The organism is Populibacterium corticicola (assembly GCF_042683685.1).
GTDB classification, from domain to species: Bacteria; Actinomycetota; Actinomycetes; order Actinomycetales; family Cellulomonadaceae; genus Timonella; species Timonella corticicola.
The window spans coordinates 142,025-164,413 of sequence record NZ_JBHUOP010000003.1 but is presented as its reverse complement, the minus strand read 5'-3'; the positions used below and the strand labels follow the sequence as shown (position 1 = coordinate 164,413).

21 protein-coding genes are annotated in these 22,389 nt (G+C 60.5%); 8 read left to right on the top strand and 13 right to left on the bottom strand.

Annotation, left to right across the window (positions count from 1 at the left end):
- The first annotated feature begins 142 nt into the window (after positions 1 to 142).
- Positions 143 to 436, top strand: coding sequence for an HU family DNA-binding protein (locus ACFSYH_RS07595; protein ID WP_377466265.1), 294 nt, complete (start codon positions 143 to 145; stop codon positions 434 to 436).
- A gap of 97 nt (positions 437 to 533) precedes the next feature.
- Complete coding sequence (locus tag ACFSYH_RS07590) at positions 534 to 1,937, top strand: YibE/F family protein (protein WP_377466264.1); 1,404 nt, start codon at positions 534 to 536, stop codon at positions 1,935 to 1,937.
- Here ACFSYH_RS07590 and ACFSYH_RS07585 read toward each other — a convergent pair.
- Entirely contained in the window at positions 1,934 to 4,597 is a 2,664-nt protein-coding gene (locus ACFSYH_RS07585) for a lysylphosphatidylglycerol synthase transmembrane domain-containing protein (protein ID WP_377466263.1), read from the bottom strand. The two genes, ACFSYH_RS07590 and ACFSYH_RS07585, sit on opposite strands and share 4 nt — an antisense overlap.
- Before the next feature lie 127 nt (positions 4,598 to 4,724).
- Between ACFSYH_RS07585 and ACFSYH_RS07580 the strand changes: the two genes are divergently transcribed.
- Positions 4,725 to 5,741 (top strand): DUF308 domain-containing protein, encoded by a 1,017-nt coding sequence (locus tag ACFSYH_RS07580; protein ID WP_377466262.1) that lies wholly within the window; start codon positions 4,725 to 4,727, stop codon positions 5,739 to 5,741.
- A 57-nt stretch (positions 5,742 to 5,798) separates the two neighbouring features.
- Here ACFSYH_RS07580 and ACFSYH_RS07575 read toward each other — a convergent pair whose 3' ends face one another.
- From ACFSYH_RS07575 to ACFSYH_RS07560, 4 genes are all read right to left on the bottom strand, one after another.
- Complete coding sequence (locus ACFSYH_RS07575) at positions 5,799 to 6,617, bottom strand: CPBP family intramembrane glutamic endopeptidase (RefSeq protein WP_377466261.1); 819 nt, start codon at positions 6,615 to 6,617, stop codon at positions 5,799 to 5,801.
- Positions 6,618 to 6,620: 3 nt separating this feature from the next.
- Positions 6,621 to 7,301, bottom strand: coding sequence for a copper resistance CopC family protein (locus tag ACFSYH_RS07570; protein ID WP_377466260.1), 681 nt, complete (start codon positions 7,299 to 7,301; stop codon positions 6,621 to 6,623).
- Between the two features lie 64 nt (positions 7,302 to 7,365).
- On the bottom strand, positions 7,366 to 8,325 hold the full coding sequence (locus ACFSYH_RS07565; protein ID WP_377466259.1) for a hypothetical protein: 960 nt from the start codon (positions 8,323 to 8,325) through the stop codon (positions 7,366 to 7,368).
- Positions 8,326 to 8,462: 137 nt separating this feature from the next.
- Complete coding sequence (locus ACFSYH_RS07560; protein WP_377466258.1) at positions 8,463 to 8,879, bottom strand: DUF1801 domain-containing protein; 417 nt, start codon at positions 8,877 to 8,879, stop codon at positions 8,463 to 8,465.
- 113 nt (positions 8,880 to 8,992) lie between these two features.
- Between ACFSYH_RS07560 and ACFSYH_RS07555 the strand changes: the two genes are divergently transcribed.
- The 3 genes from ACFSYH_RS07555 (at position 8,993) to ACFSYH_RS07545 (ending at position 12,431) form a co-directional block, all read left to right on the top strand.
- On the top strand, positions 8,993 to 9,877 hold the full coding sequence (locus tag ACFSYH_RS07555; RefSeq protein WP_377466257.1) for a hypothetical protein: 885 nt from the start codon (positions 8,993 to 8,995) through the stop codon (positions 9,875 to 9,877).
- A complete protein-coding gene (locus tag ACFSYH_RS07550; protein WP_377466256.1) occupies positions 9,874 to 10,596 on the top strand; it encodes an NUDIX domain-containing protein in 723 nt (240 codons plus the stop codon). Before ACFSYH_RS07555 ends, ACFSYH_RS07550 begins: the two co-directional genes overlap by 4 nt.
- 167 nt (positions 10,597 to 10,763) lie before the next feature.
- Positions 10,764 to 12,431: a CARDB domain-containing protein gene (locus ACFSYH_RS07545; RefSeq protein ID WP_377466255.1), complete on the top strand. Its 1,668-nt coding sequence runs from the start codon at positions 10,764 to 10,766 to the stop codon at positions 12,429 to 12,431.
- Between the two features lie 96 nt (positions 12,432 to 12,527).
- Here the strand turns inward: ACFSYH_RS07545 and ACFSYH_RS07540 are convergent, their stop codons facing one another.
- From ACFSYH_RS07540 to ACFSYH_RS07530, 3 genes are all read right to left on the bottom strand, one after another.
- Entirely contained in the window at positions 12,528 to 14,963 is a 2,436-nt protein-coding gene (locus ACFSYH_RS07540; RefSeq protein WP_377466253.1) for a heavy metal translocating P-type ATPase, read from the bottom strand.
- Between the two features lie 297 nt (positions 14,964 to 15,260).
- The gene (locus ACFSYH_RS07535) at positions 15,261 to 15,578 is read right to left on the bottom strand and encodes a heavy-metal-associated domain-containing protein (protein ID WP_377466252.1); all 318 of its coding nucleotides are present in this window, start codon (positions 15,576 to 15,578) and stop codon (positions 15,261 to 15,263) included.
- 89 nt (positions 15,579 to 15,667) lie between these two features.
- Entirely contained in the window at positions 15,668 to 15,949 is a 282-nt protein-coding gene (locus ACFSYH_RS07530; RefSeq protein ID WP_377466251.1) for a metal-sensitive transcriptional regulator, read from the bottom strand.
- 195 nt (positions 15,950 to 16,144) lie between these two features.
- Between ACFSYH_RS07530 and ACFSYH_RS07525 the strand changes: the two genes are divergently transcribed.
- Positions 16,145 to 16,384 carry a hypothetical protein gene (locus ACFSYH_RS07525; protein ID WP_377466250.1) on the top strand — a complete coding sequence of 80 codons (240 nt, stop codon included), beginning with the start codon at positions 16,145 to 16,147 and terminating at the stop codon, positions 16,382 to 16,384.
- A 79-nt stretch (positions 16,385 to 16,463) separates the two neighbouring features.
- Here ACFSYH_RS07525 and ACFSYH_RS07520 read toward each other — a convergent pair whose 3' ends face one another.
- On the bottom strand, positions 16,464 to 16,958 hold the full coding sequence (locus ACFSYH_RS07520; protein WP_377466249.1) for a glutathione peroxidase: 495 nt from the start codon (positions 16,956 to 16,958) through the stop codon (positions 16,464 to 16,466).
- Positions 16,959 to 17,078: 120 nt separating this feature from the next.
- Here ACFSYH_RS07520 and ACFSYH_RS07515 point away from each other — a divergent pair, with 120 nt between their 5' ends.
- Entirely contained in the window at positions 17,079 to 17,774 is a 696-nt protein-coding gene (locus ACFSYH_RS07515; RefSeq protein ID WP_377466248.1) for a TetR/AcrR family transcriptional regulator, read from the top strand.
- A gap of 70 nt (positions 17,775 to 17,844) precedes the next feature.
- On the opposite strand, the gene hemL is transcribed toward ACFSYH_RS07515, so the two are convergent.
- From hemL to hemC, 4 genes are all read right to left on the bottom strand, one after another.
- Positions 17,845 to 19,164: a glutamate-1-semialdehyde 2,1-aminomutase gene (hemL, locus tag ACFSYH_RS07510; RefSeq protein ID WP_377466246.1), complete on the bottom strand. Its 1,320-nt coding sequence runs from the start codon at positions 19,162 to 19,164 to the stop codon at positions 17,845 to 17,847.
- A gap of 160 nt (positions 19,165 to 19,324) precedes the next feature.
- The gene (gene hemB, locus ACFSYH_RS07505) at positions 19,325 to 20,284 is read right to left on the bottom strand and encodes a porphobilinogen synthase (protein WP_377466245.1); all 960 of its coding nucleotides are present in this window, start codon (positions 20,282 to 20,284) and stop codon (positions 19,325 to 19,327) included.
- Positions 20,285 to 20,294: 10 nt separating this feature from the next.
- A complete protein-coding gene (locus ACFSYH_RS07500) occupies positions 20,295 to 21,113 on the bottom strand; it encodes a uroporphyrinogen-III synthase (protein WP_377466244.1) in 819 nt (272 codons plus the stop codon).
- Positions 21,106 to 22,086, bottom strand: a complete 981-nt coding sequence (gene hemC, locus ACFSYH_RS07495; RefSeq protein WP_377466242.1) for a hydroxymethylbilane synthase — start codon at positions 22,084 to 22,086, stop codon at positions 21,106 to 21,108. Before hemC ends, ACFSYH_RS07500 begins: the two co-directional genes overlap by 8 nt.
- Between the last annotated feature and the right edge of the window lie 303 nt (positions 22,087 to 22,389).

The window sequence follows — 22,389 nt, the reverse complement described above, 5'->3', positions numbered from 1 at the left end:
CCAAAAAACCTCGACAAAACCGCTAGAAATGGCGACACGCACTGGTTTTTTTGCCCTAACCTTGTGGAGGTAAGCCCGCACAACAGCGGGCACGGTTACGTCTCAGCCAGAACATTCGGCTAAGACCAATGAAGGGAAGTTCATGGCACTGAACCGCTCCGAACTCGTTTCGGCAATTGCCACCAAGTCCGGTCTCACCAAGACGGACGCAGACGCTGCAGTCTCGGCACTCCAGGATGTACTCATCGAGCAGCTTGCGCAGGGTGAAGCTGTCAAGGTGACCGGCCTTCTGTCGGTAGAGCCAGCAGCCCGCAAGGAGCGCACCGGCCGCAACCCACGCACCGGCGAAGAAATCGTCATTCCTGCTGGTTGGGGCGTTAAGATTTCGGCAGGAAGCCTGCTGAAGAAGGCAGTCGCAGACCTACCGGTCGCGTGACATCACGCTAACTCAGACAAGGTCGCCCACGTCTTGTGGGCGACCTTTCTTATATCCTCGACCCGGCAAGCCCTGTAGTTCTCGGTAAGGAGCAACCGTGACCGATCAGCCCATGCGACCGCGTGACTACGAACGCCCAGAGCCAGCGCATAGCGACGTCGAGCCGACCCAGACCCAGCCGCACGGCACCGGAGTGGAGGGTGGGGCAGGACGCCTGCCCGAGGGTGTGCACGCAGTGTTCGGTGGCGTTCCACCCACTGCTGCCGTATCGCCGAATGTCGATGCAGGAGTGCTTGATGGGTTGGCAAACGGCGGGCAGGCCCACTCGCACAGCCACGCCCATGGTCCTGCTCCGCGGGCCTCACGTGGAGTCCGCATCGTTTTGGCGGTGCTGCTGATCCCGATGCTGCTGGCCTCCGCGATTGGCATGGTTGTCTACTGGCCCAAGGATCCTCCTGAGCGCGGTGCCCTGATGACCACGGCGCCAGGGGCAACAATCATGCTGGGAACTGTGACCGGCCCACTCGAGGATGAGGGGATCCCGGTCCGGATTGACGATGAGTTCGGTGGGGGCGAGATCGTCATCCAGATCGGTGGCGAGTATGCGAGCGTCGGCATCGATGCTGGTGACCGTGTTCGCTTCCAAGAGATACCTGTCACCGACTCAGACACGGTGTATGTGTTCCAAGACTTTGAACGCCGAGCACCAATCGGCATCATGGCTGCAGGGTATGCACTGCTCGTGGTGTTGGTGGCAAGGTGGCGTGGTTTTGCCTCGATACTCGGGTTGATCGTGTCGTTCCTCGTGATTGTGAAATTCACGCTTCCGGCCCTGTGGACGGGTGCGGATGCGATTCCGATTGCCCTGGTCACCTCGATTGTGGTGATGTTCTTCGTGCTCTATGTCGCGCACGGGTTCACAACGCGTACCTCAACGGCACTGTTGGGCACGATCATCGGCCTTGCGGTGACGGTCTTGCTTGCGGCGTGGGCCGTTGAGTCCACCAACATCGTGATGCTCGATGACTATCTGGTGCAGTTGAACATGCTCGATGAGCGTGTCTCCGTGCGGTCAATCGTGCTGTGCGGCATGGTGCTTGCCGGGCTTGGCGTGCTCAACGACGTCACGATCACACAGGCCTCGGCAGTATGGGAACTCAAGACCGTGAATCCCCAACTTGGCGTGTGGGAGTTGTTCTCGCGCGGCATGCGGATCGGGCGTGACCACATCGCCTCGACCGTCTACACCATCACGTTTGCCTACCTTGGCGCGGCTCTGCCGATGCTCATGTTGGTCTCGCTCATTGACCAGGGTCTGTGGTTCACGTTGACCTCGGGCGAGATCGCAGTCGAGGTGGTGCGTACGCTCATCGGCTCGATTGGTCTGGTGCTGGCCATCCCCATCACGACCTTCCTCGGTGCCCTCGTGCTCACGCTGGGTAGACAGGAGAATGCTGCGGCTGAGGAGGAAGAGCGGGCCGAAGCCGCCCACGCGGCCTAGAGCTCGTTGTTCTTTTGCAGATAGCGCATTGCGACCCAGCCGATAGGGATACGCGCCCAGTAGGTTGCCACGCGGAACAACACGACGGCAGAGGTGGCTATGGCCGCTGGAACGCCGGCTGTGGTGGTCAGACCGGTCACGAGGGCAACCTCGATGGCACCCAGACCTCCGGGAGTCGGCGCCATGGCACCCACGGTGTTTCCGACCAGGAACACGACTGCCGCATCGATCAGGGAAACCTCGGCTCCAAACGCATTGAGCGCAGAATCGAATGCGAGGACGTAACCCATGGTCATGAGAGCGTTTCCGGCCAGCCCGAGTGCGAGCCGCCACGGGGTGCTGAGAAGTTCGGAGAGTCGTGGCCAGATCTGATTGAACGTTGGCCTGATTTTCGCCAGTAGGTACCGGCGCAGCCCTGGAATTGAGAAGGCCACGGCCCCGATAAGGACGATCGCGATGATGACGACGATGACCGATGTGGAGGGCAGCGCACGCAGCGCACCGCCATCGCCCGAGGCCACAGACAGAATCACCACGAGCACGATTGTCACCACGAACCCGGACACCTGAACCAGGGCCACTGTTGCGACGGCGAGCGAGGTTTGCACGCCCCGTCTGGTGAGCATGCGCAGGTTGAGGGCCGCGGGGCCGATCCCCGCGGGTGCCGCGAGAGCGACGAAGGAGGCGGCAGCCTGAACAATGGTTGCCTTGATGATTGGAATACGTACGGATGCGAAGCCCACGAAGGTGAGCGCTGCGCCAAGCCAGGTGAGCAGACCGAGCAGCAAGGTTGCAACGCTCCACCACGGATTCGAGGTCGTGATTGCCTCGACGATCTGGTCGAACTGGATGGTTGTGAACACCACTGCAGCCGCGATAAATGTGATGCTCCAGGTGATAACCGTTTTGATCCCGAAGCGTTGAATCTGCATCGGTTCCACGTCGGCTTCGGGAATCTGCTCAACGAGAGCGCTGCGCAACTCACTGATGAGTCTTTTTTGACCGCGTAGGGCGGAGCGCGTTGTGGACGGCATGATGACGGTTTGGAGCAGAGGACCGAGGCGGCGCAGTTCGTGGGCGGAGATGACCTCGCGGGCCACGGCTATCGCCCGATCAGGACCCGTGAGGGAGGCGAACATCGCGAGCATCTGCGCGTTATCCATGTTTCTGGCCAGGGTGGCAGAGGCGATGTCTCCGTTTTCCCAGCCGGTGAGCCATACCTTCGGCGAACTGAGCGCGGGGAAATGCGGATCGAGACTGCTTGGCTCTGAAACGAGTAGTTGGTCCGCGGAGATACCGCGGTGCGACAACCCAGCCTTGTGGGCGATCTCGAGCTGTCGCCAGGCCTCGCGCATCAGAGAGTCGCTGATCTGAACATCCGACAGCGAACTGAGCGGCACGGCGCGTTCAGGGTGGTCGAACACGAGCAGCATGGAGTCCTCGGCCTCGGAGACGCCGAGGAGTTTGTGAGTGCGCACGCCAGCGGACTGTGCGGCGTAGTTCAGGAGTGCCGCGCGTTCTGCGACTGAGCGCAGCGAGATGGCGGAGCGTCCCTCGATTCCTCGTAGGCGGAGAGAGCGCCATAGGCGTTGAAGGACACCGATGAGTTGGCGATCACCGTCGAGCACGACCACGTCCAGGCGCGGTCCATCAAGTCGGTGCATTGCGTAGACGCGGGTGCTTGAATCTGCGGTGAGAGGGTGTGCGGCGAAGTCTGGTGGAATCGTGTCGTCGAAGAGTGCGCCAGGATGTTCAACGGTGACATCACGGACACGGGCGAGCGAGATCGGCTCGAACCCCGCACGTTGGACGCCGCGAACGAGGGCGTCTCCCTGAGCGCGTTCGCTCTTGACACCGGAAACGTACCGGACGGTGAGCCCCGCCACGCGGCCGAGGAGCACGGCGATGAACGCGCCGGCGAGGGAGACCTGCCCGGCGATGAGCACGAACGCGAGTGAGAACCACAGAACGTTCCAGGAGATGGACACGCTGCGGCGGCGGGTGCGAGGGCCAGCGGCGGTCAGCAGCCCGCACAGTCCGGCGACGTATCCGGGGATCGTTAGCACCGCTCTGGACCCGACTCCCGCCGACATGCCTTGGATCAGGGTGGATGAGCCCCACTGCTGCACGCCCCAGATAAACACCACGGTCAAGGTCAGGCCCAGGGCGAGTGCGATGGCAGACTCAAGTACCTGTCGCCCTGAACGCCTGAAGGTCAGCTCGGTCAGGACCGCGACCGGTACGGCGAGGGTGATGATGGTTTCAAGCACCACAACTGGAACAAGGAAGAGCGCGCTGAGTAACGAGGAAACCGACTGGACGTCTCGTTCAACGCCCTCGGTGGTGGAGGTCAGATATGCGGAGAACAGCATGAGCGCCGCAATGCCCAGGAGCGCGGTGCCGATCCCCATGGCGTCGCGAGGTTGTCGCACACGCGGCTCGATGTCATCGAGCACAAGCACCTTGGTGGGTGGGGGATTGTCGCTTTCGTTCTCTGCCGTTGTGGATGAATTCGACCCTGCATCGGCGGAGGAATCGAGCCGAGCGCCCGCTGAACTGACACTCGCAACCTCGGCGAGATCAGGTGTCTGCGCCGATGACTCTTCGGTGTCCGGGGTCGCCTTATGCGGCGATGACGGTGAAGGATCAGGCGACAACATGATTTGAGTCTATGAGAAAACGGACCGCGACTCACCAGAATTTACGAATTTCGCACACCGAGCACCTTTGTGTCGTCTGTGCTTTTATGAGGAGAGGTACATTTTCAACGCAAATCCGGAGGGAACAGTGAAAAAGGGTAAGTCTGAGACAGTCATCGAATCGGTGAGTTCGGCGCTCAAAGCGGTGTGGTGGCTACCGTTGCTGCGTGGTATTTCCCTTGTCATTTTGGGTGTGCTGGTGACGATCGAGCCACTCAATACCTTGGTCACCCTCGTGTGGATTGCCGGTATCTTCCTTCTCGTTGACGGTGTTTTTGCGATCATCCAGGGATGGGCGAACCGTACGCAGACCGGTTGGCGCATGTGGCTTGTTCAGGGTCTCGTGGACGTGATCTTCGCGGTGCTTATTCTGGCATGGCCGGGTATGACGGTTCTGGTGTTCTTCTACCTGCTGGTGGTGTGGACGATTGCGCTCGGTGCGGTTGCAATTATCGGTTCCGCGATTGCGGCCCGTTCGAAGAACCTCAGTTCGCCGTGGATGCTTGCATTCGGTTTGCTGAGTGTTCTTTTCGGTGTGATGCTCTTGGTGCGTTCAAGCGGAAACATCGTTGCGACCCTACAGATCGTTGGTCTGGTCTTGGGTCTCTACGCATTCATCGCCGGTGCACTACAGATTGTGTCGGCGTTCTCGGTGCGTGCCGTCGCACGCGATATCGACCAGGCCCTGCGCGGCCAGTCCGAGGTGTTGAAGGCAATCAACCTGAACCAGGAACAGTACGAGGCCGAACGAGTACAGCGCGCCGCTGAGCGTGAGGAGGACCGCCGCACTCGTGCCGCTGAGCGGGAGAAAGAAAAGCAGGAACGCGCCGCTGAGCGTGAGGCAGAGAAGCTTCAACGCGAGGCTGAGAAGGAGGCGGAGAAGCGAGCAGCAGAGTTGGAACACGCGGCGCTCGAAAATCGTGCACTTGAGGAAAGCCGCAAGGCAGCTCTTGCACCAGACCTTCTCGACGAGCCAGCCCAGCCCCAGCGGCCTGATGCGCCAGGTGCGGGGAGCCCATGGGCGGGCGCCTCGGCTCTCGATGAGCCAAGCACGTCACCCAACCCAACCGAAGACGAAGGTAGGCCGGGCGGGCGGCACGTCTGATCGTCGGCAATGAATCACATAGAGTGTGGGTGGCACCTTGAAGGTGCCACCCACACTCTATGTGATGCCGAAGCGATGCAGCCAGGCCGCAGGGATCAGAGCGTAGCCAACGAATGCAACGATGTCGAGGATCGTATGGGCGATGATCAGAGGCATGACCCGACGGCCCCCGCGCCTCTCATACCAGTACGAGAACACGACACCCATCGCAACGTTGCCGATGAACGGACCGATCCCCTGATACAGGTGGTATGAACCACGCAGAATCGAACTCGCAGCGATGATCTGCCACATACCCCACCCAAGCCGACGCAGCCGGTCATGCAGGTAGCCGACCACCAGAATTTCCTCGAGCAGGCCGTTCTTGAGCGCCGCAAGGATGAGGACGGGAACAGTCCACCAGTATGTGTCGAGCGCTGCGGCTTGGACGGACACGGTAATCCCGTTTGCGCGACCCGCAGCATAGAGTGCCAGTCCAGGAATACCGATCACTGCCGCAAGCAGGAATCCGTAGCCCATATCCCGCAACGGTCGCGCAAAATCCAAACCAATCCGCCTGAGCGCACCCTTGCCGGACTGCGACAGCAGGAACAGCGCAAGCGCAACTGGCATCACCGCAAAGAACAGCGACAGCAACTGATACGTCAGATCCAGATATGGGCGGGCCGACTGGCTCGGGTTCAATGCCGTGGACTGCTCACCCAGTGGGGTCTCGGCCGTCAGCCGCGCAATGATGTTGACTACCGCGTAGACCCCCGACTTGCCCAGGCTCAAACCCAGCACGATCCAGACCTCGACGCCAAGCATCCGACGCTCGCGCCGATCGGTCACCACCTCAGAAGCCTTGGTGGGTGGTGGTTCTACAGGTGCGGACATGGATCAGTTCTCGGAACCGTCGCCACTGTTGGATCGCTTACGCGTGAAGTAGGTGAGCAGTGCACCCGCCAAAGCGCCCAAACCACCAAACACTGCGATGCGGCCCCAGTTGATGCCAGGTTGCTCGGTCGTTGCGTCAGGTGTTGGACTCACGGGTGCGTCGGATGAGGCATCAGTTGGCTCTTCCGAGGACTGTGGCGCAGCGTTGGTTGATGTCTCCGCGGGCTCAGGCTCTTCTGACGCTGACTCCTCCGGGGTGGGAGATTCTTGTGGAACGTTGTTTGGGTCATCAATCGTAAACGTCAAACCGCCCTCAATGGGGTGGGAGTCTGATGACACCACACGCCATGCAACCGTGTAGTCGCCGTTGGCCAGCGGGGCGTCAAGTTCCAGAACAGCGTCCTTGCCGCGTGCGGAGAGGTCGTATTCGCTCTCACCACCCTCATCCGAACTGACCTTGATCTTGCCGCCGATCTCCGCGATGTCATTGTTGAACGACAACACGATCGTGTCCGTGGTCTCCGTTAGCGTGGCACCGTCAGCAGGACTCGACTCGAGGAGGACATCGTGGGCGTTTGCGGGCGCTGCGGCGATAACGAACAGGCCGAACGCCACGGCAAGTGTTGCTCCGAGTGCGCGTAGGCGCCCACGGGCGGACAGGGAGTGTTGGCTGGTGCTAGTCATGGACACAACCATAGTCCGCTTGCCTAAAACTTCGCTGAATGACCTGGGTGTGAGACGTGCCCAACTACTGGTCGGCCAACGCTTCAGTGTTCACGTAGGACATCCGTACGGGTCGGAACAACAGTACGAGGAATACAGCGGTTGCGATGGCACTGAGCCACGCGGTGACCGTAGCGAACGTTCCCAGCGGATACACCCATCCCGGGATGTCTGTTCCCTCGTAACCATTGCTTGCCAGACACTTGCTGATGAAGCCGGCGGGACCGAAGAAGTCCATGAGGAAAGCCACGATCCACAGTGTGAGGCTCACCGCGAATCCTGCACACGCGGTGCTACGGACTAGAGATTGGCGCTTCAGGCCCTCCTCGTGTTGCGTGGAGATACCGTACCCTGCCGGGGTCTTGACCTGGGATCGCAGCGCCCCGAAGAGAACCGTGGCGAGAAGGAACAGCGAAGTCGCCATGGGAACGGAATAGTGCGGCCCAGGGTAGGGGCCGGTGGTACAGGTGAGCGCACCACCGGCCACCTGTAGATAACTGATGCTCGTGTCCCCGATCGCACGTCCCGATGTGAGGTACGCGAACACAAAGAGCACACCGATCAGTACGACTTCGACCGCGAGAATGCCCCACAGCCAGCGTGGGCCGTAGGCATACTGGTCACGCTGGTCAGGGGACGAGAGCGTGCTGACCGATCCCCTATCTGAGATTGGCGGCGGCGAGATCCATCGTTCGGACACCCACGCGCCAAGAATGTAGGACACGGCAACGAGGCTGGGCGACACCATAAGGATGATGTCAGTGTGATCCGTTGTCGTGATGACCGGGTAAACCAGCAGGCTCACTGCCGTGATTGCGGCAAAACCCCAGCGCACCACCTGTGCGATCCGCCATTCACGGCGAGCCTTGGACGCTACGCGCATCCCTGCAGGAGCGGCGTTAGCGCGAGCCAGCGTTGCAACGAAGATGATCGCAGCCGCGCCGCCAGCGAAAACCAGAAGCATAACAAGCGCAGCAATATCCATCACGGTCCTAGCACTAGGGGTTCTTACCCCAAGTCTGGATGCGCCTGTGAACTGCGTCAATATGAGGTGTGTGCACGTTATCGAATCGGAACGTCACGTGGAAAACACTCGCTCTTGTCGCGAGTGTCGTGGTAACCCTAGTCGTTGGGAGTGGGGTCGTTGAGGGTCGATGCCGCGATGATGAGGTCGTGAAGTGCTGCGCGATGCTCGTCGACCTTGGCTGGGTCGCACAGTTTTACGTGGCGCATCGTTGAGGTCCCGGTCAGGAGACCTAAGGGATCATCGAGTTTTGCCCCCTGCAGGAGAGTCAGGGACACCCACTTTCCAAACGGGGTGACCGCAGCCATTCCCCAGCCGTTGTATCCGTACTGGTGCGCTCCATAGCCGACGGCGTGATCGACGGTGTCAACGGAGTGCTTTACATCGGGTAGCGCTTCAAGCACGAGTTCGTGCAGTTTGACGTACACCTCCACGAGTTTCTCGGGGCGCTCGACTGCGAGTTCCGCGAGTTGCCCGGAGGTTGGTGACTCAATGTGAGGGTGCGTCTTTGCCACGTTTTAAGTGTACTGAGTCAGTTTCCCGCCAACCACATGAATCTTGTATTGACACAAGTATCATTCGGGCCTAATCTTGTATCAATGAATTGATACAAATAGAGGGGTGGGTAATGGCCCTCGGATTGATTGCACTGGTGGTAGTGCTGCTTGCAGCCTCTACGATTGTGGTCGTCATGGCACAGCGCGACCGTGCTCAGATAGTCTCATCGTCCAATCAGTGGCGTGCTGTGCTCGTCATACGTGTACTGTTCCTCATGCTGGGAATAGTCGTAGCAGGAGGTCTCATAGAGTCCGGTCTGGCGCGAAACATGATGATCGCCCCAACGGCTGTCGGGTACTTTCTTGTGCTGGGTGTCTTCCTCGGTGAGGCAGTTGTCAAGGCTCCGCGTCCCAGTGGTGTTCGTGCCGCAGGCATGAAAGCACGTTCTCTGCGGTCATATATCGATCGTGCGAGCTTGAGAAGTCTCTTGGCTCTGTTGGCTATCCACGTCACCGTCCTGGTGTTCACCACAGCTATTGCAATCCCGGATGACATGGGCCGCCCTGGTCGCGCCATCGGCTACTCGAATGATGTGGGTGGGTCGTGGAGCACCCCCTTCCCTGGTAGTTACTACACGAGCACGCAACTGGTGCTCGTCGCTGGTTTGATCGTGTTCACCGGCCTTGCCGCATTTTGGGTGGTGCGCCGACCGCGCGGGTATTCGCGTGATTTCGAGTCTGAAGAAGCCATGCGGACGAGTTCGGTCGCGACCGTTCTCGGAGCACTAGGCGTGAGTGTCGCTGTCGCCCATATAGGACTCGCAGGAGTGGCTGCGATGCACCTGATCTCGCAATCCACGACCGAGAACCTGATGCCGGATGCAGTGTTATCAGCGCCGTCATGGTTCTTGCCTGCGGGAATAATCGTCCTTATGACTGTTGTCCTCGCTCTGGTCATTGGGGTGCGGCTCGCTGCCGCCACAGTGTTCCCACGGAACGTAGGGGCTAGAGCATGAGCGAACTGGAACTTCAGATCAGCGTTGACGAGAACAATCCAACGCCACCCTATGAGCAGATCCGCAGTCAAATTGCTCAGGCAATCGCGGTTGGTGCCCTTGGGGCAGATGAGCGCCTTGCCCCGGTCCGCCAGCTTGCAGGTGATCTTGGCGTGGCGCCGGGGACGGTGGCTCGCGCCTACCGGGAACTTGAGACGTCGGGCTATGTGGTCACCAAACGGGGTGGTGGAACACGGGTTTCAACCTCTGCCCCACGCTCGGTCATCCCGATTACCGACGATCCGCTTGCACCCCAGGGGCATCCTCAGACCCAGCGAATCGCGGCCTACGGCATCGCCCTACAGGGCGATGAAGTGCTTCTTGTACGATCTTCGGACCAGTCCAAGCTGGCAGGAACCTGGTTCCTGCCAGGCGGTGGAATCGACTGGGGTGAGGCTCCTGAGGAAGCCGTGGTGCGTGAGTTCGAGGAGGAGACCGGGCTGGAAGTGAGCCTCGGGGAACTGCTGGATGTGTCGTCGGCAATCAACGTATTTACAGACGAGACTCTGCACACGGTGCGAATCATCTACCTGGTGAACGTGGTGTCAGGTGACCTACGCGTGGAGGTCGACGGCACCACTGACGCGGTCGAGTGGATGCCACTGGACCGGGTGGGTGAACTCAGACTCGCGGAGTTCGTGATCCGTGCGCTTGGAAGACTACGCGCACGAAAAGGGTGAAAATCCTGAATGGCTTAGGCTGTCATATCCATTGCCGAGCACCTCTAACGTTGGTATCTTCTGCGGTTATGAGGGGTAAAAACAAAATAGACCAAAATCTGGGTGACCGTAGCCAGCTGCGTCGGCGTCTCGCCGGCAAGACCACGGTCCTCACGGTCGCGTGTTCAATGATCTTCAGTCTGGTTCTGGCTCCCGCATCCGCGCAGTCAGGCGGTGGCAACGCAACGTCTGCGCCGAACCCAGAAATCACACTGGATGGCATCGAACAGTATTACCAGCAACAGATTTCCACATCCGCGAAACGCGACTCCGCCGGTAAGGAGTTCGCGCAACCAGCAGAGGGCGCCGAAACCTCGCCGGATACAAAGTCCACCAGACGTCTCGCTGCAGCGTACAGCTATTCGGATGGGCTCATCAGCCAATCTGGAAGAATTGCAGACGTAAATGTGAACAGTGCGCCCACCGCGCAACAACGAATCACCAAGATCGATATAACTCGCGATCTCGTAAAACGCACCGTCACGGCAAAGGCGACCTTTGCACAGACCCCGACCACGGCCAACGATTCCGCGGTCTTTGTGATCCTTGGCGAGTGGTCAGGTAATACCTGCAACGCGCGGGTACTACTCGCAGCCGCGGCAGCATCGTCAAGCACCAGTGGCGCCTTCATCAACGCGTCCGGCGCACAAACCGGAAACCTCACGGTAAAGCGGTCGCTGAAAGGCGCGGAGCTGACGCTCACGAGCGCCGCGCACAACACGATACGTTCCGCCAAATGGGACTGTGCGTACGGCTTCAACCGGAATGCGTCAGGTGATGTCATGTACACGACCTTCTACGCTGAATCCCTGAAGGACGTGTTCAAACCCAAATTCCAGATCGATCCGGGCGCTCCCGTGCAGGGAAACCTGAAGGGCAAGTACGTGAAAGTCCGCGTACAGGTCCGCAACTCCGGTAAGGGCGATGCGAAGAACGTTAAGGTCACCGCGTCTGGAAAGGGTCTGACCATCAAGAAGAAGACTCGTTCCATCAAGACTCTGAAAAACGGTCGAAGCGAATACCTCACCTTCAACGTCCGAGTGAAGAGCGGTAAGTCACGCAAACTCAAGATCAAGACCACCTCAAGTGGGGGATACACGGCATCCAAGACGGTCACGATTGCCGTCAAGCCAAAACCAGTGACGTACAGGTCCCTTTCGGACCGATATTTCTGGGGTTACGTACCCACAACGCTGAGTTCATATCGGGGTTGGGAGAGCCGTACGGTATGGTTCCTCAACTCCAAATGGGCCTATGTTGGGGTGCCAAAGAACGGTGCGAAGCCCAAATGCACCAAGACCACCTCCACCTGCAAGCGCTACACCTACAACTCCAAGACCGGGGTGGCCAAGATCGGTAAGCAGAAGTTCAAGGTCACCTCAGATGGGTTTGAGTACCGTGTGAAGGCCAAGGAGAAGAAGGCCATATTCGAGCCATTGACTCAGCCGAAGAAGGGTGCGAAGCTCGCCACCAAGCTGATCAACCAGGACTGGGTTGGCAACTGCATGCTTACCTGCACAGCGAGCACCGAGCGTATCGAGCTGGGTAAGAACGGCAAGTTCCTGTGGACCAGATCATCGGTTGGTAGCTGGCCCGGATTAGGCTCGAACTGGGCGATCATCCCACCAGACCAGCGTGGGACCTACAAGGTCATCAGCAAGGGACGAATCGAGTTCCGCTACTCTGACGGCTCCAAGAAACGCTTCCGAATCGGCGTCATGCGCGATGTGCGCGGCAAGGACTCGCCAAAGGGAGAAGGACTCGTGATCGGCGATACGAACTTCTATCGCGATTAGCATTCGCTGGTCAAGGAAAGGCCGGTGAGCGGACCTGAAGTCCGCTCACCGGCCTTCGCGCTGTCCAATCTCGTAGCAGACAGGGCGTGGAAACCTCTAGGCGGCTCGGCGCAGCCGTAGCGAGTTGCCGACCACGATGACCGAACTCGCCGCCATCGCAGCCCCGGCGATCATTGGGTTGAGCAGCCCCAAAGCGGCCAGCGGAATTGCGGCAACGTTGTAGGCGAACGCCCAGAACAGGTTCTGCTTGATGATCCTCAATGTCTGTCGCGACAGCCTGATTGCGGTTGCCGCAGAACGCAGGTCCCCGCGCACGAGCGTGATGTCACTGGCCTCGATCGCAACGTCCGTTCCTGTGCCCATCGCAAGGCCGAGGTCGGCGCTGGCGAGTGCTGCCGCGTCATTCACACCGTCACCGACCATCGCCACGATCTTGCCCTGCGACTTGAGATCGTTGACCACGGACACCTTCTGATCCGGAAGGACCTGGGCGATCACGTTGGTTTCCGCGATTCCAGCGGCGTGTGCGGCAACCTTCGCGGCACCCTCGTTGTCCCCGGTGAGCAGGATTGGGGTCAGACCGAGTTCCTTGAGCTCACGGATGGCCTGCTCGGAGGTCTCCTTGAGCGGGTCGCGGAGCACGATGATGCCCTGCAGCGAGCCGTTCCAGGCGACGGCGACTGCCGTTGCACCGGTCGATTCCGCTGCGTTGAAGATGTCCATCAGTTCAGCGTCATCCACGGTCACGCCCTGCTCGGTCAGCCAGCGTAGCCGTCCGACCAGTACTCGAGCGCCGACCTCGACGCCGGAGTGTGGCTTGCGGATCAATCCTGACACACCGCCGCCTGCGGAGTTCTGGAAGTCGGTGACCTCAAGCGACCGGTCGACGCCGTCTTCGTTCACCGAGGCAGGCAGGTTTTCTTTGCCGTATGCTGCAATCGCTTGGGCGATGGGGTGCTCGGACTTCGATTCGAGGGCAGCAGCGTAGGCGAGCGTATCGGCTGCTCCGACCACGTCCTCAACGGTCATCTTGCCCTGGGTCACGGTGCCGGTCTTGTCCAGCACGATCGTGTCGATCTTGCGGGTGGACTCCAGGATTTCAGGGCCTTTGATGAGCACGCCGAGCTGGGCGCCCCTGCCTGACCCCACCAGCAGGGCGGTTGGCGTTGCCAGTCCAAGGGCGCATGGGCATGCGATGATCAGCACGGCAACTGCCGCGGTGAACGCCGCTGAGGTTGAATCGCCCCAGATCATCCATGCCGCAAACGTAGCCAAGGCAATCACGATGACGATGGGCACGAAGACAGCGGAGATCCGGTCCGCAAGGCGCTGCACGGGAGCCTTACCCGTCTGCGCCTGCGTCACCAGCCGGCCAATTGATGCGAGGGTCGTGTCCTTTCCCACGCGGGTGGCCCGAACAACCAGGTGGCCGGAGGTGTTGACCGTGGCGCCGGTGACGTTGTGACCCGGCGCAACCTCGACTGGGATGGGTTCGCCGGTGAGTAGCGAGGTGTCGATTGCGGAGTGGCCCTCCACCACGATTCCGTCCGTGGCGATCTTCTCACCCGGGCGGACTGCGAACAGGTCGTCTACCTGAAGTGCATCGATGGGTACGAGTTCCTCGCGGCGGGCACCGGATGGGGCAGTGACCAATCGCAGTGCATCTTTGGCACCCATGTCGAGCAGCGTACGCAGGGCGTCACCGGCGCTGCGGCGTGAGTGGTGTTCTGCAAAGCGCCCCAGCAGCAGGAACGTGGTGACGACCGCGGCAACCTCAAAGTAGAGTTCCGGGGTGTCGTTGTGGCCCGACATGCGTGGCAGGAAGGACAGATGCATGACCATTCCGAGTTTGCCCGCACCGCCGAACAGCAATGCCCACAACGACCACAGGGTTGCCGCGGCGACACCGAGCGAAACGAGCGTGTCCATCGTGGAGGACAGGTGCTGGGCTGCGCGGAATGCGGCCTTGTGGAATGGCCAGGCACCCCAGGTCACCACCGGGAGCGTCAACGCCGCGATGACCCACTGCCACCCCGTGAACTGCAGAGCCGGGACCATCGAGACCAGCAGGACGGGGAGAGTCAGGATCGCGGACCAGATCAGGCGCGGTTTGAGCATGGCGCCGCGGTCGTGAGTCGGTGCGGAGGTGTCTCCGTCTCCCGTGTGGCCCTCGTGTCCTCCGAGATGAGCGAGTTTTTCCTCGGTGCTCGCAGGAGCATCACCTAGAGAGACGGAGTCGTGCTGGTGGGCGGCGGTCGAGTCGTCGGCAATGGTGTCCTCACGTCCGGTGACGTGGCCCTCGTATCCAGCGCGCTCGATTGCGGCTATCAACTCTTCATTCGACACCGGCTGCGTGAGAAGAACGCGTGCCGATTCGAGGGGAAGGTTCACCGTCGCTTGAGCGCCAGGAATCCTGTTGATGCGTTTTTCCACACGAGCCACGCACGATGCGCATGTCATTCCCGATACCGCGAGGTCAACCTCGGCGATGACTGGTCCAGGGGCGTTCTCGGTCTCTTGCGGGGTACTCATTGAGAATCACTTCTCTCATTGAAAATGCGTGTTCCACGCAAAGCGGCGAGGAACGTGTGGGGCTCATCAGCGAATGTCGCGGACAAATGCAGTGGAGCGTAGGGGCGATGCGTAGCGAGTCCCTACCGGAGCGCAACGGGTGCAGTTCGCAACCAAAGAGTAATGAGCGGGGCATGATGGGATGCGGGAACGTTCGTTCCGTCAAACCCTGTGCCGGGTGTTGTGCGTGCTGGATTGCATGGGTCCGCAGCGTCACGGTCGGTGTGGGCGGGATGTGGCCCCGCCCACACGGTATGACTACTGGCAGCCGCAGTTGCCGCAGCCACATCCGCCGCCGGTCGATCCCTTGGCGGTGAGGCCGAGTTCGGAGTTGACCTCGGTGGAGGTCTGGGTCGCGATGGATGCCACTTCGTAGCCGGCCTCATCGATGGCTCCGCGTAGTGCGTCTTCTGCGAGCGGGTTGTCTGAGAATACGGTGACCTCAGATTCTGCTTCCTTGCGCAGTTCCACGGAGACGTTTTCCACGCCTGTGACTGCCTGGAGTTCCTTGGTCACGGAGGAGACGCAGTGTCCGCAGGTCATACCTGGAACCATGAGTGTGGTGACGGTCGACATGTTGTTCCTTTGTGTTGTGTTTGATTTTCGACGAGTCCCGCCGTCACGTTCGCGTGTGCGGGTTTTGTGGTGGATTGGGTATGGGGGAGTCAGCTTCGCACGAGTCGGGCGATCGCCTCGGTTGCCTCGGTGACCTTGGCTTGGCCTTCCTCGTCCGAGGACTTGGCGGCGTTGACCACGCAGTGGCCGAGGTGGTCTTCCACCAGGCCGATGCCCACGGATTGCAGGGCTTTGGTGACTGCCGAGATCTGGGTGAGGACGTCAATGCAGTAGGTGTCCTCTTCGACCATACGCGCAATGCCGCGCACCTGTCCCTCGATGCGCTTGAGGCGTTTGGCGTAGTCCTCTTTTGTTCCGCTGTATCCCGCCATGGTCGGCTCCTTGCTGTTGGTTGCTGACCATCTCAATATACCCCCCTAGGGTATATTTGTATACCCCTAGGGGGTATCTATTGGAGCGATGCTCTCATCACCTGCGCTGTTGTTCGATCACCACGAGCGAGAGCGGGGTGCCAGCGCCGTCGTTGAGAGGTTGCCAGAGGTGTGGAGTGCGAGGAGACTTAGGGGATGGACTCAATTCGCAGGTTTCTTGGCCTTGACAGGGAGGGGCGAGGTGTCAGTTCCTCGACCTCGCTCCTGTACTCTCTGATCCTCTCCCTTCTGATCAGCGTGGGCCTACGTTTCCTGTTCCCGGCGATGGCTTACCCGGTCCGCTTCATCCTGTTCATTGTGGTCGTGTTTGCCGTGTTCTCATGGATCAACAAGAACCATCGCGACAACACTCGCGGGTGCAATGGCCCCAAATAGTTACCTGTAAAACTAATGTGCGCTGGAAATTCGAGACTCGTCGAAAATCAAGAAACCTTCCGAGTGGAAAGGCTCGCTGTCAGCGATTCGCATTCGCCAGACCGGACTCGATGGCCTCGATGATTCGGGGATCGTCCGGGGTGATGGTCGGCGCATAGCGTTTTGCGTTCCCATCAGGGAAAACAAGGAACTTTTCAAAGTTCCATCGAACTCGTCCGCTATGACCTGTTTCGTCCGAAATGCCGTGTAATGCAGCATAAACGGAATGCTTGTGCTTACCATTGACACGAACCTTCTCTGTCAGGGGAAAGGTAACGCCCCACGTCGTAGAACAGTACTCGGCGATGGTGTCCCCACTGCCCATCTCTTGCAGAAATTGGTTCGAAGGGAAGCCGATGACCGTAAATCCACGCTCACGGTACGTCTTCTGGAGTCTCTCCAGGGCCTCGTACTGTGGCGTTAGGCCACATCGGCTTGCCACATTGACCACAAGCATTACCTTGTCGCACCACTCACCCATCGTGGTTTTGCCTCCGTCAAGCATTGCGATCTCGCACCCACTGAGATCAACCATGTGCATTACCTCCGCTGTATTAAGACGATATAAACAACTATTTCAGATTACGCAGGCGAGAGGTTCGTTGAGCGCGTATAACTGTAGTAGTTAGAAAGTAAGGGGGACCTAATGGCACGAGTGTCTGATGAGGGAAATTCGGGTGAAACTGCGCACCGAGCACTCTATGTGAGTGGACGTCAAACGCGAGAAGAAATTCTGGAAGCGGCGATGGAGCTCTTTAGCGAACGGGCCTACAATGGTGTCTCAACGCGTGATATTGCTGCAGCCGCGGGCGTCACACATGCGGGTGTTCGTTATCATTTTCCGGACAAAGAGCAACTCCTGCTGGCCGTCTTAACCCGATACTCGCAAATTGGCGACCAATATTACGAGCAAGCTGTTGCTCGGATAGACCACGGGGACCCTGAGCCTTGGGGTGTCTTGCGAGACTTCACGGCCTACCTGCGTTTTACATTAAGTCAGAGGTACCGGGCCCAGTTGCTTATAATGCACGGCATCCTCGCCGCTGATAAATCACATCCAGCGCACGATTTCTTCGCGGATCGCTATCGTGATAGCACCAGGCAGTACGCGGAAGTCATGGGCCTGCTCCAGGAACTCGGATACATCGACCGAAAAGTTGATGTTGAGTTGGCGGCGATCGAACTAATCGCACTAGTCGAGGGGCTGCAAATACGTTGGCTAATCTCTGGTGACACGTCGATATATCAAACGATCATCTATCAAGCTCTTGCCCGGCTCTTAAAGCCAAAGCATTTGGAAGAATATCATCGTATAGCTCAGGATTTGGGGTTTCCGAGCAAGCGTAGCTAGAACATCATCTCCATTAGCTGCGCGAACCGTTGAGCGCATACGGGTTGCTGTGAGGCGAACATGCGATGAGTCATCGTGCTGCCGCTGCTGCAGCCCGGGCCGCTGCGGGCAGTGCCTCGATGATTCGGTTGATCACTGCGTCATCGTGCGCGGCGGAAACGAACCAGGCCTCGAACACGCTCGGTGGGAGCGAGATACCCTGCTCAAGCATTGCGTGGAAGAACGGCCCATACCGGAACGTGTCGTTGGCGAGGGTATCGGCGTAGTTGTGGCTTCCGTGCTCAGCCGCGTGCTCGCCAAACATGACGGAGAACAGTGTGGCCGCACGCTGAACCCGGTGGGGGATACCCGCTGCGGTCAGTGCCTCGGTGACAGCCTCGCCCACAGCGATGGATGCGGCCATAACTGAGTCGTACACGCCCTGATCGGCGGCCTCAAGGGTGGCCAAACCGGCGGCAACGGCTACCGGGTTTCCGGATAGGGTTCCAGCCTGATAGACCGGGCCGAGTGGCGCGAGTTGATCCATGATCTGAGCTGGACCGGCCAGCGCGGCAACGGGCATGCCACCACCGATGACTTTGCCGAACGTGAACAGGTCCGGGGTGAAGTCAGCGCCGAGCACCTCCTTCTCAAAGCCCCACCAACCCGACGGGCCGGTGCGGAATCCGGTGAGAACCTCGTCGAAAATCAGCAAAGCGCCGTGCGCGCGCGTGATCCTGCGCAACCCCTCGTTGAAGCCGCGGGACGGCGGCACGATGCCCATGTTGGCGGGTGCGGCCTCGGTGATAACCGCCGCGATCTCGCCAGAGTGGGTGGCAAAGGCTTCCTCAACGGCGGCGAGGTCGTTGTAGGGGAGCACCAGGGTTTCCGCGGCGGTCGCTGGCGTGACACCGGCTGAACCGGGCAGGGCCTGCGTTGCCACACCGGACCCGGCCTCGGCGAGCAGCGAATCGACGTGCCCGTGGTAGCAGCCAGCGAACTTGATGATCAGGTTTCGGCCCGTGACTCCGCGTGCCAAACGCACGGCGGTCATCGTCGCCTCGGTTCCGGTGGATACGAGGCGCACACGCTCGGCTGGGGCGATGCGACGCTGAATGGCCTCGGCAAGGTCGACCTCGCCAAGGGTAGGAGCGCCAAAGGACAGCCCGCGGCTCGCAGCCTCCTGAACAGCGGCGATCACCGCCGGGTGGGCGTGACCGAGCAGCGCCGGACCCCATGAGCCAACCAGGTCAACGTATTCGCGCCCGGCCACATCGGTCACGAACGCACCCTTCGCACTCTGGATGAAGCGCGGCGACCCGCCCACGCTCCGATAAGCGCGAACCGGTGAGTTTACGCCGCCCGGCAGGATGTGCTGTGCGCGGTCGAAAGCCTGTGAGTTGGTCACCATGGTGTGCTCCTTGTGTGGTTCTGGGCGACGGGTGGGATTCTCTTTGAGAGTTACCCAAAGTGCACTCTCAGTGCGTGTGGGTGCACTTTTGGTAACTCTCACATGGATGGGGCCGTTGCGAGTGCGCATGGAGCGCATCGCAACAACGGGAGTGGATGGGTTAGAGTCGCGGCGCGACTTCGAGCGCCCAGTAGGTCAGGACGATGTCAGCCCCGGCACGCTTGATCGAGGTCAGGGACTCCATGATTGCACCGGTGCGGTCGATCCATCCATTTGCGGCGGCGGCCTCAATCATCGCGTACTCGCCCGACACCTGATAGGCGGCAACCGGTACGGAACTGCGCTGCGATACGTCACGCAGCACGTCCAGGTAGCTCATCGCAGGCTTGACCATGACCATGTCCGCGCCTTCTAGCAGGTCAAAATCCGTTTCCCGCAGGCCCTCGCGCGCGTTGGCCGGGTCCATCTGATAGGTGCGGCGGTCGCCGTCGAGTTGGGATTCCACAGCCTCGCGGAACGGCCCAAAGAACGCGGAGGCATATTTGGCCGAGTACGCGAGGATGGAGACGTGTTCATATCCGGCGGCATCGAGCGCAGAACGAATCTCGGCCACCTGCCCGTCCATCATGCCCGATGGGGCGACTACGTCCACTCCGGCTTTCGCCTGTTCCACGGCCATCGCACAGTACAGGGCGTTGGTTGCGTCGTTGTCTACGGTACCGTCCGGTGTGACGATCCCGCAGTGCCCGTGCGACGTGAACTCGTCAAGACACACATCCGCCATGACCACAGTGCGCCCCTCGGCGGCCTCCTTGGCGATGCGGATCGCCCGATTAAGGATTCCGTCCGGTTCGATCGCACCCGATCCGGCTTCGTCGCGCACAAGCGGCACCCCAAACAGCATGACCCCGCCCAGCCCAGCGTCCGCGGCGGCACGCACGGCGTCCGCGAGGCTGGCCTCGCTGTGTTGCACCACGCCCGGCATCGAGGAAATCGCAATCGGCTCGCGTGCGCCCTCCTTGATGAACAACGGCAGCACGAGGTCGCGCGGGTGGATACGCGTCTCGGAAACGAGGGCGCGCATGGCCGGGGTGGTCCGAAGACGGCGTGGGCGATCCATGTCAGGTTCCTTACTGTGCGAGGGCTAGGGCGCGGGTGAGTGCGTCGAATAGTCCGCGGGTACTTGCTTGATTGGCGACGATATCCACACTCAGCCCGCACGCTTGCGCCGTGCGGGTGGTTGGTTCACCGATGGCTACGAATGTTGGGGCATGTGGCGCGAGTTGGGGGATGACGGTGAGCGGGTCGAACTGTTTGGCGAACTCACGCACGATGCTCCCCGAGGTCAGTACTACCGCGTCCACGTCGCCGTCGCGCCAAGCGGACAGCGCTTCGGGCGAGGCAGCGTGAGAGACGGTTCGGTAGACGTGCACGCGCTCGCAGTCGAAGCCGTGTACGGTCAGACCGTCTTCGAGTTGGGTTGATGCGAGGTTGCCGAGAGGGAGTAGAACGCGGGGCTGGTCTTGACCGGGTGGACTCGAAGGAACAGGCCACTGCGCGAGCATTCCCGCCGCAGAGTTCTCGCTCGCCTCAAACTCCGTCACAATCCCGTGCTTCGCCAGTGCCCGCGTCGTTGCCGGGCCTACCGTGGCCCATCGAGTCTGCTGCGCGACCGTTTGGACGGATTCATCATGGCTCCGGCCAAGCGATGCCACCAACTCGGACACCGCGTTCACGCTGGTCACCGCAACCCACTCAAACTCGCCGAGCCGGGAGGTGAGGTGGTCAAGCTGAGAGCGGGTCTCGTCGGAAATCGGCTCCCTGCTGATCAACGGCGACACAATGGCGCGCCCACCAGCGGATTCGATGAGTTCCACGAGCGGCGCGGCCCGCTCGGCGGGACGCAGAATGAGCGTGAGCGTGCCGCTCAGACTGGCGGAACTAGCCATTGAGGAACTCCGCTGCTCCCGCCTTGAAGAGACGGTCTGCGAGTTCGATTCCTGCCGCACGCGCATCATCCTCGCTTGCCACGGGGACCTCAAGTGCTCCGGTGATCGCGGGACGACGATCCTTAGGCAAGACGGTCGCGGAACGTGGATCGAGAGCCGTTGCGGTCAGTTTCAACCGTCCGCCGCTCACGTGCCCGTACGCACCAACCGGAGCCGCGCAGCCCGCCTCGAGGTGGCGCAGCAGAGCGCGCTCGGCGGCCACTGCGTAGGCGGTGGGCAGGTGATGGAGCGAATGCAGCGCGGCGAACACGCTGGGATCTTCAGCGGCGAGGTCTGCGCGCACCTCAACGGCAAGTGCACCTTGACCGGGCGCGGGAAGCATCGTGGTGAGCGGAAGAAGTTCGGAAATCTTGTGGTGCTTGTTCAGGCGGCGCAGGCCAGCGGTCGCAAGCACAACGGCGTCGAGGTCATTGGGGGTATCGGGCTTGTCCGACACGGACAGTCCGGCGCGGGCAAGGCGAGTGTCAACGTTCCCGCGAATATCCACAACCTCAAGGTCGGGGCGGGCTGCAACGAGTTGCGCGGCGCGGCGCGGTGATCCCGTGCCAACCCTCGCGCCCGGAGGGAGCAGTTCAAGTGGCTCACCGTGGCGGGAGCACAGGGCGTCCTGCGGGTTCTCGCGCTCGGGCGTGATGATGACGGTGCCCTCCTGCGGGGCAGTGGGGAGGTCCTTGAGCGAGTGGATCGCGATGTCGATCTCTCCGCGCAGCAAGGCCGCACGGATCGCGGTCACGAACACGCCCACTCCGCCCATGGCTGCAAGCGAGCCGGTGAGGACATCGCCGTCGGTCTTGATGATCACGAGTTCGGTGGGCACTCCGCACGCCTGGCTGATCTGGGTTGCGGTTGCTCCTGATTGCGCGACGGCGAGCGCGGACCCACGCGTGCCGATGCGAAGTTGGTTGGTTGTCACCTAGTCATTGTTTCATTACCCAGAGTGTTGTGGCCCTTAACTGAGTAGTAGGACCTAGTGCAGAACTCAACTAGGCGATAGCCGTTGAGCAGTGTTCTTGTGGTTGCCTACGCGCCATGACATAAACCAGATGGCCACACTCAGGGCGGTGACCGTGATTGCTGCTAATACCTGCTGCATACCCACACGCGAGCAAGCATCTTGCATTGCCAGATCATCGAACTTTGATTCCACAGAGGGCAGGGCGACCAGCCATTGTGATAGCGCTGAGCCGCAGTACACATTCCTAGCCTCGACCGGGCC

Bases quoted from the DNA above. Each gene is read 5' to 3' on its own strand.
- ACFSYH_RS07595 (WP_377466265.1), top strand. From the start codon at position 143: ATGGCACTGAACCGCTCCGAACTCGTTTCGGCAATTGCCACCAAGTCC.
- ACFSYH_RS07585 (WP_377466263.1), bottom strand. From the start codon at position 4,597: ATGTTGTCGCCTGATCCTTCACCGTCATCGCCGCATAAGGCGACCCCG.
- ACFSYH_RS07575 (WP_377466261.1), bottom strand. From the start codon at position 6,617: ATGTCCGCACCTGTAGAACCACCACCCACCAAGGCTTCTGAGGTGGTG.
- ACFSYH_RS07570 (WP_377466260.1), bottom strand. From the start codon at position 7,301: ATGACTAGCACCAGCCAACACTCCCTGTCCGCCCGTGGGCGCCTACGC.
- ACFSYH_RS07565 (WP_377466259.1), bottom strand. From the start codon at position 8,325: ATGGATATTGCTGCGCTTGTTATGCTTCTGGTTTTCGCTGGCGGCGCG.
- ACFSYH_RS07555 (WP_377466257.1), top strand. From the start codon at position 8,993: ATGGCCCTCGGATTGATTGCACTGGTGGTAGTGCTGCTTGCAGCCTCT.
- ACFSYH_RS07550 (WP_377466256.1), top strand. From the start codon at position 9,874: ATGAGCGAACTGGAACTTCAGATCAGCGTTGACGAGAACAATCCAACG.
- ACFSYH_RS07545 (WP_377466255.1), top strand. From the start codon at position 10,764: ATGATCTTCAGTCTGGTTCTGGCTCCCGCATCCGCGCAGTCAGGCGGT.
- ACFSYH_RS07540 (WP_377466253.1), bottom strand. From the start codon at position 14,963: ATGAGTACCCCGCAAGAGACCGAGAACGCCCCTGGACCAGTCATCGCC.
- ACFSYH_RS07535 (WP_377466252.1), bottom strand. From the start codon at position 15,578: ATGTCGACCGTCACCACACTCATGGTTCCAGGTATGACCTGCGGACAC.
- ACFSYH_RS07530 (WP_377466251.1), bottom strand. From the start codon at position 15,949: ATGGCGGGATACAGCGGAACAAAAGAGGACTACGCCAAACGCCTCAAG.
- ACFSYH_RS07525 (WP_377466250.1), top strand. From the start codon at position 16,145: ATGGACTCAATTCGCAGGTTTCTTGGCCTTGACAGGGAGGGGCGAGGT.
- ACFSYH_RS07520 (WP_377466249.1), bottom strand. From the start codon at position 16,958: ATGGTTGATCTCAGTGGGTGCGAGATCGCAATGCTTGACGGAGGCAAA.
- hemL (WP_377466246.1), bottom strand. From the start codon at position 19,164: ATGGTGACCAACTCACAGGCTTTCGACCGCGCACAGCACATCCTGCCG.
- hemB (WP_377466245.1), bottom strand. From the start codon at position 20,284: ATGGATCGCCCACGCCGTCTTCGGACCACCCCGGCCATGCGCGCCCTC.
- ACFSYH_RS07500 (WP_377466244.1), bottom strand. From the start codon at position 21,113: ATGGCTAGTTCCGCCAGTCTGAGCGGCACGCTCACGCTCATTCTGCGT.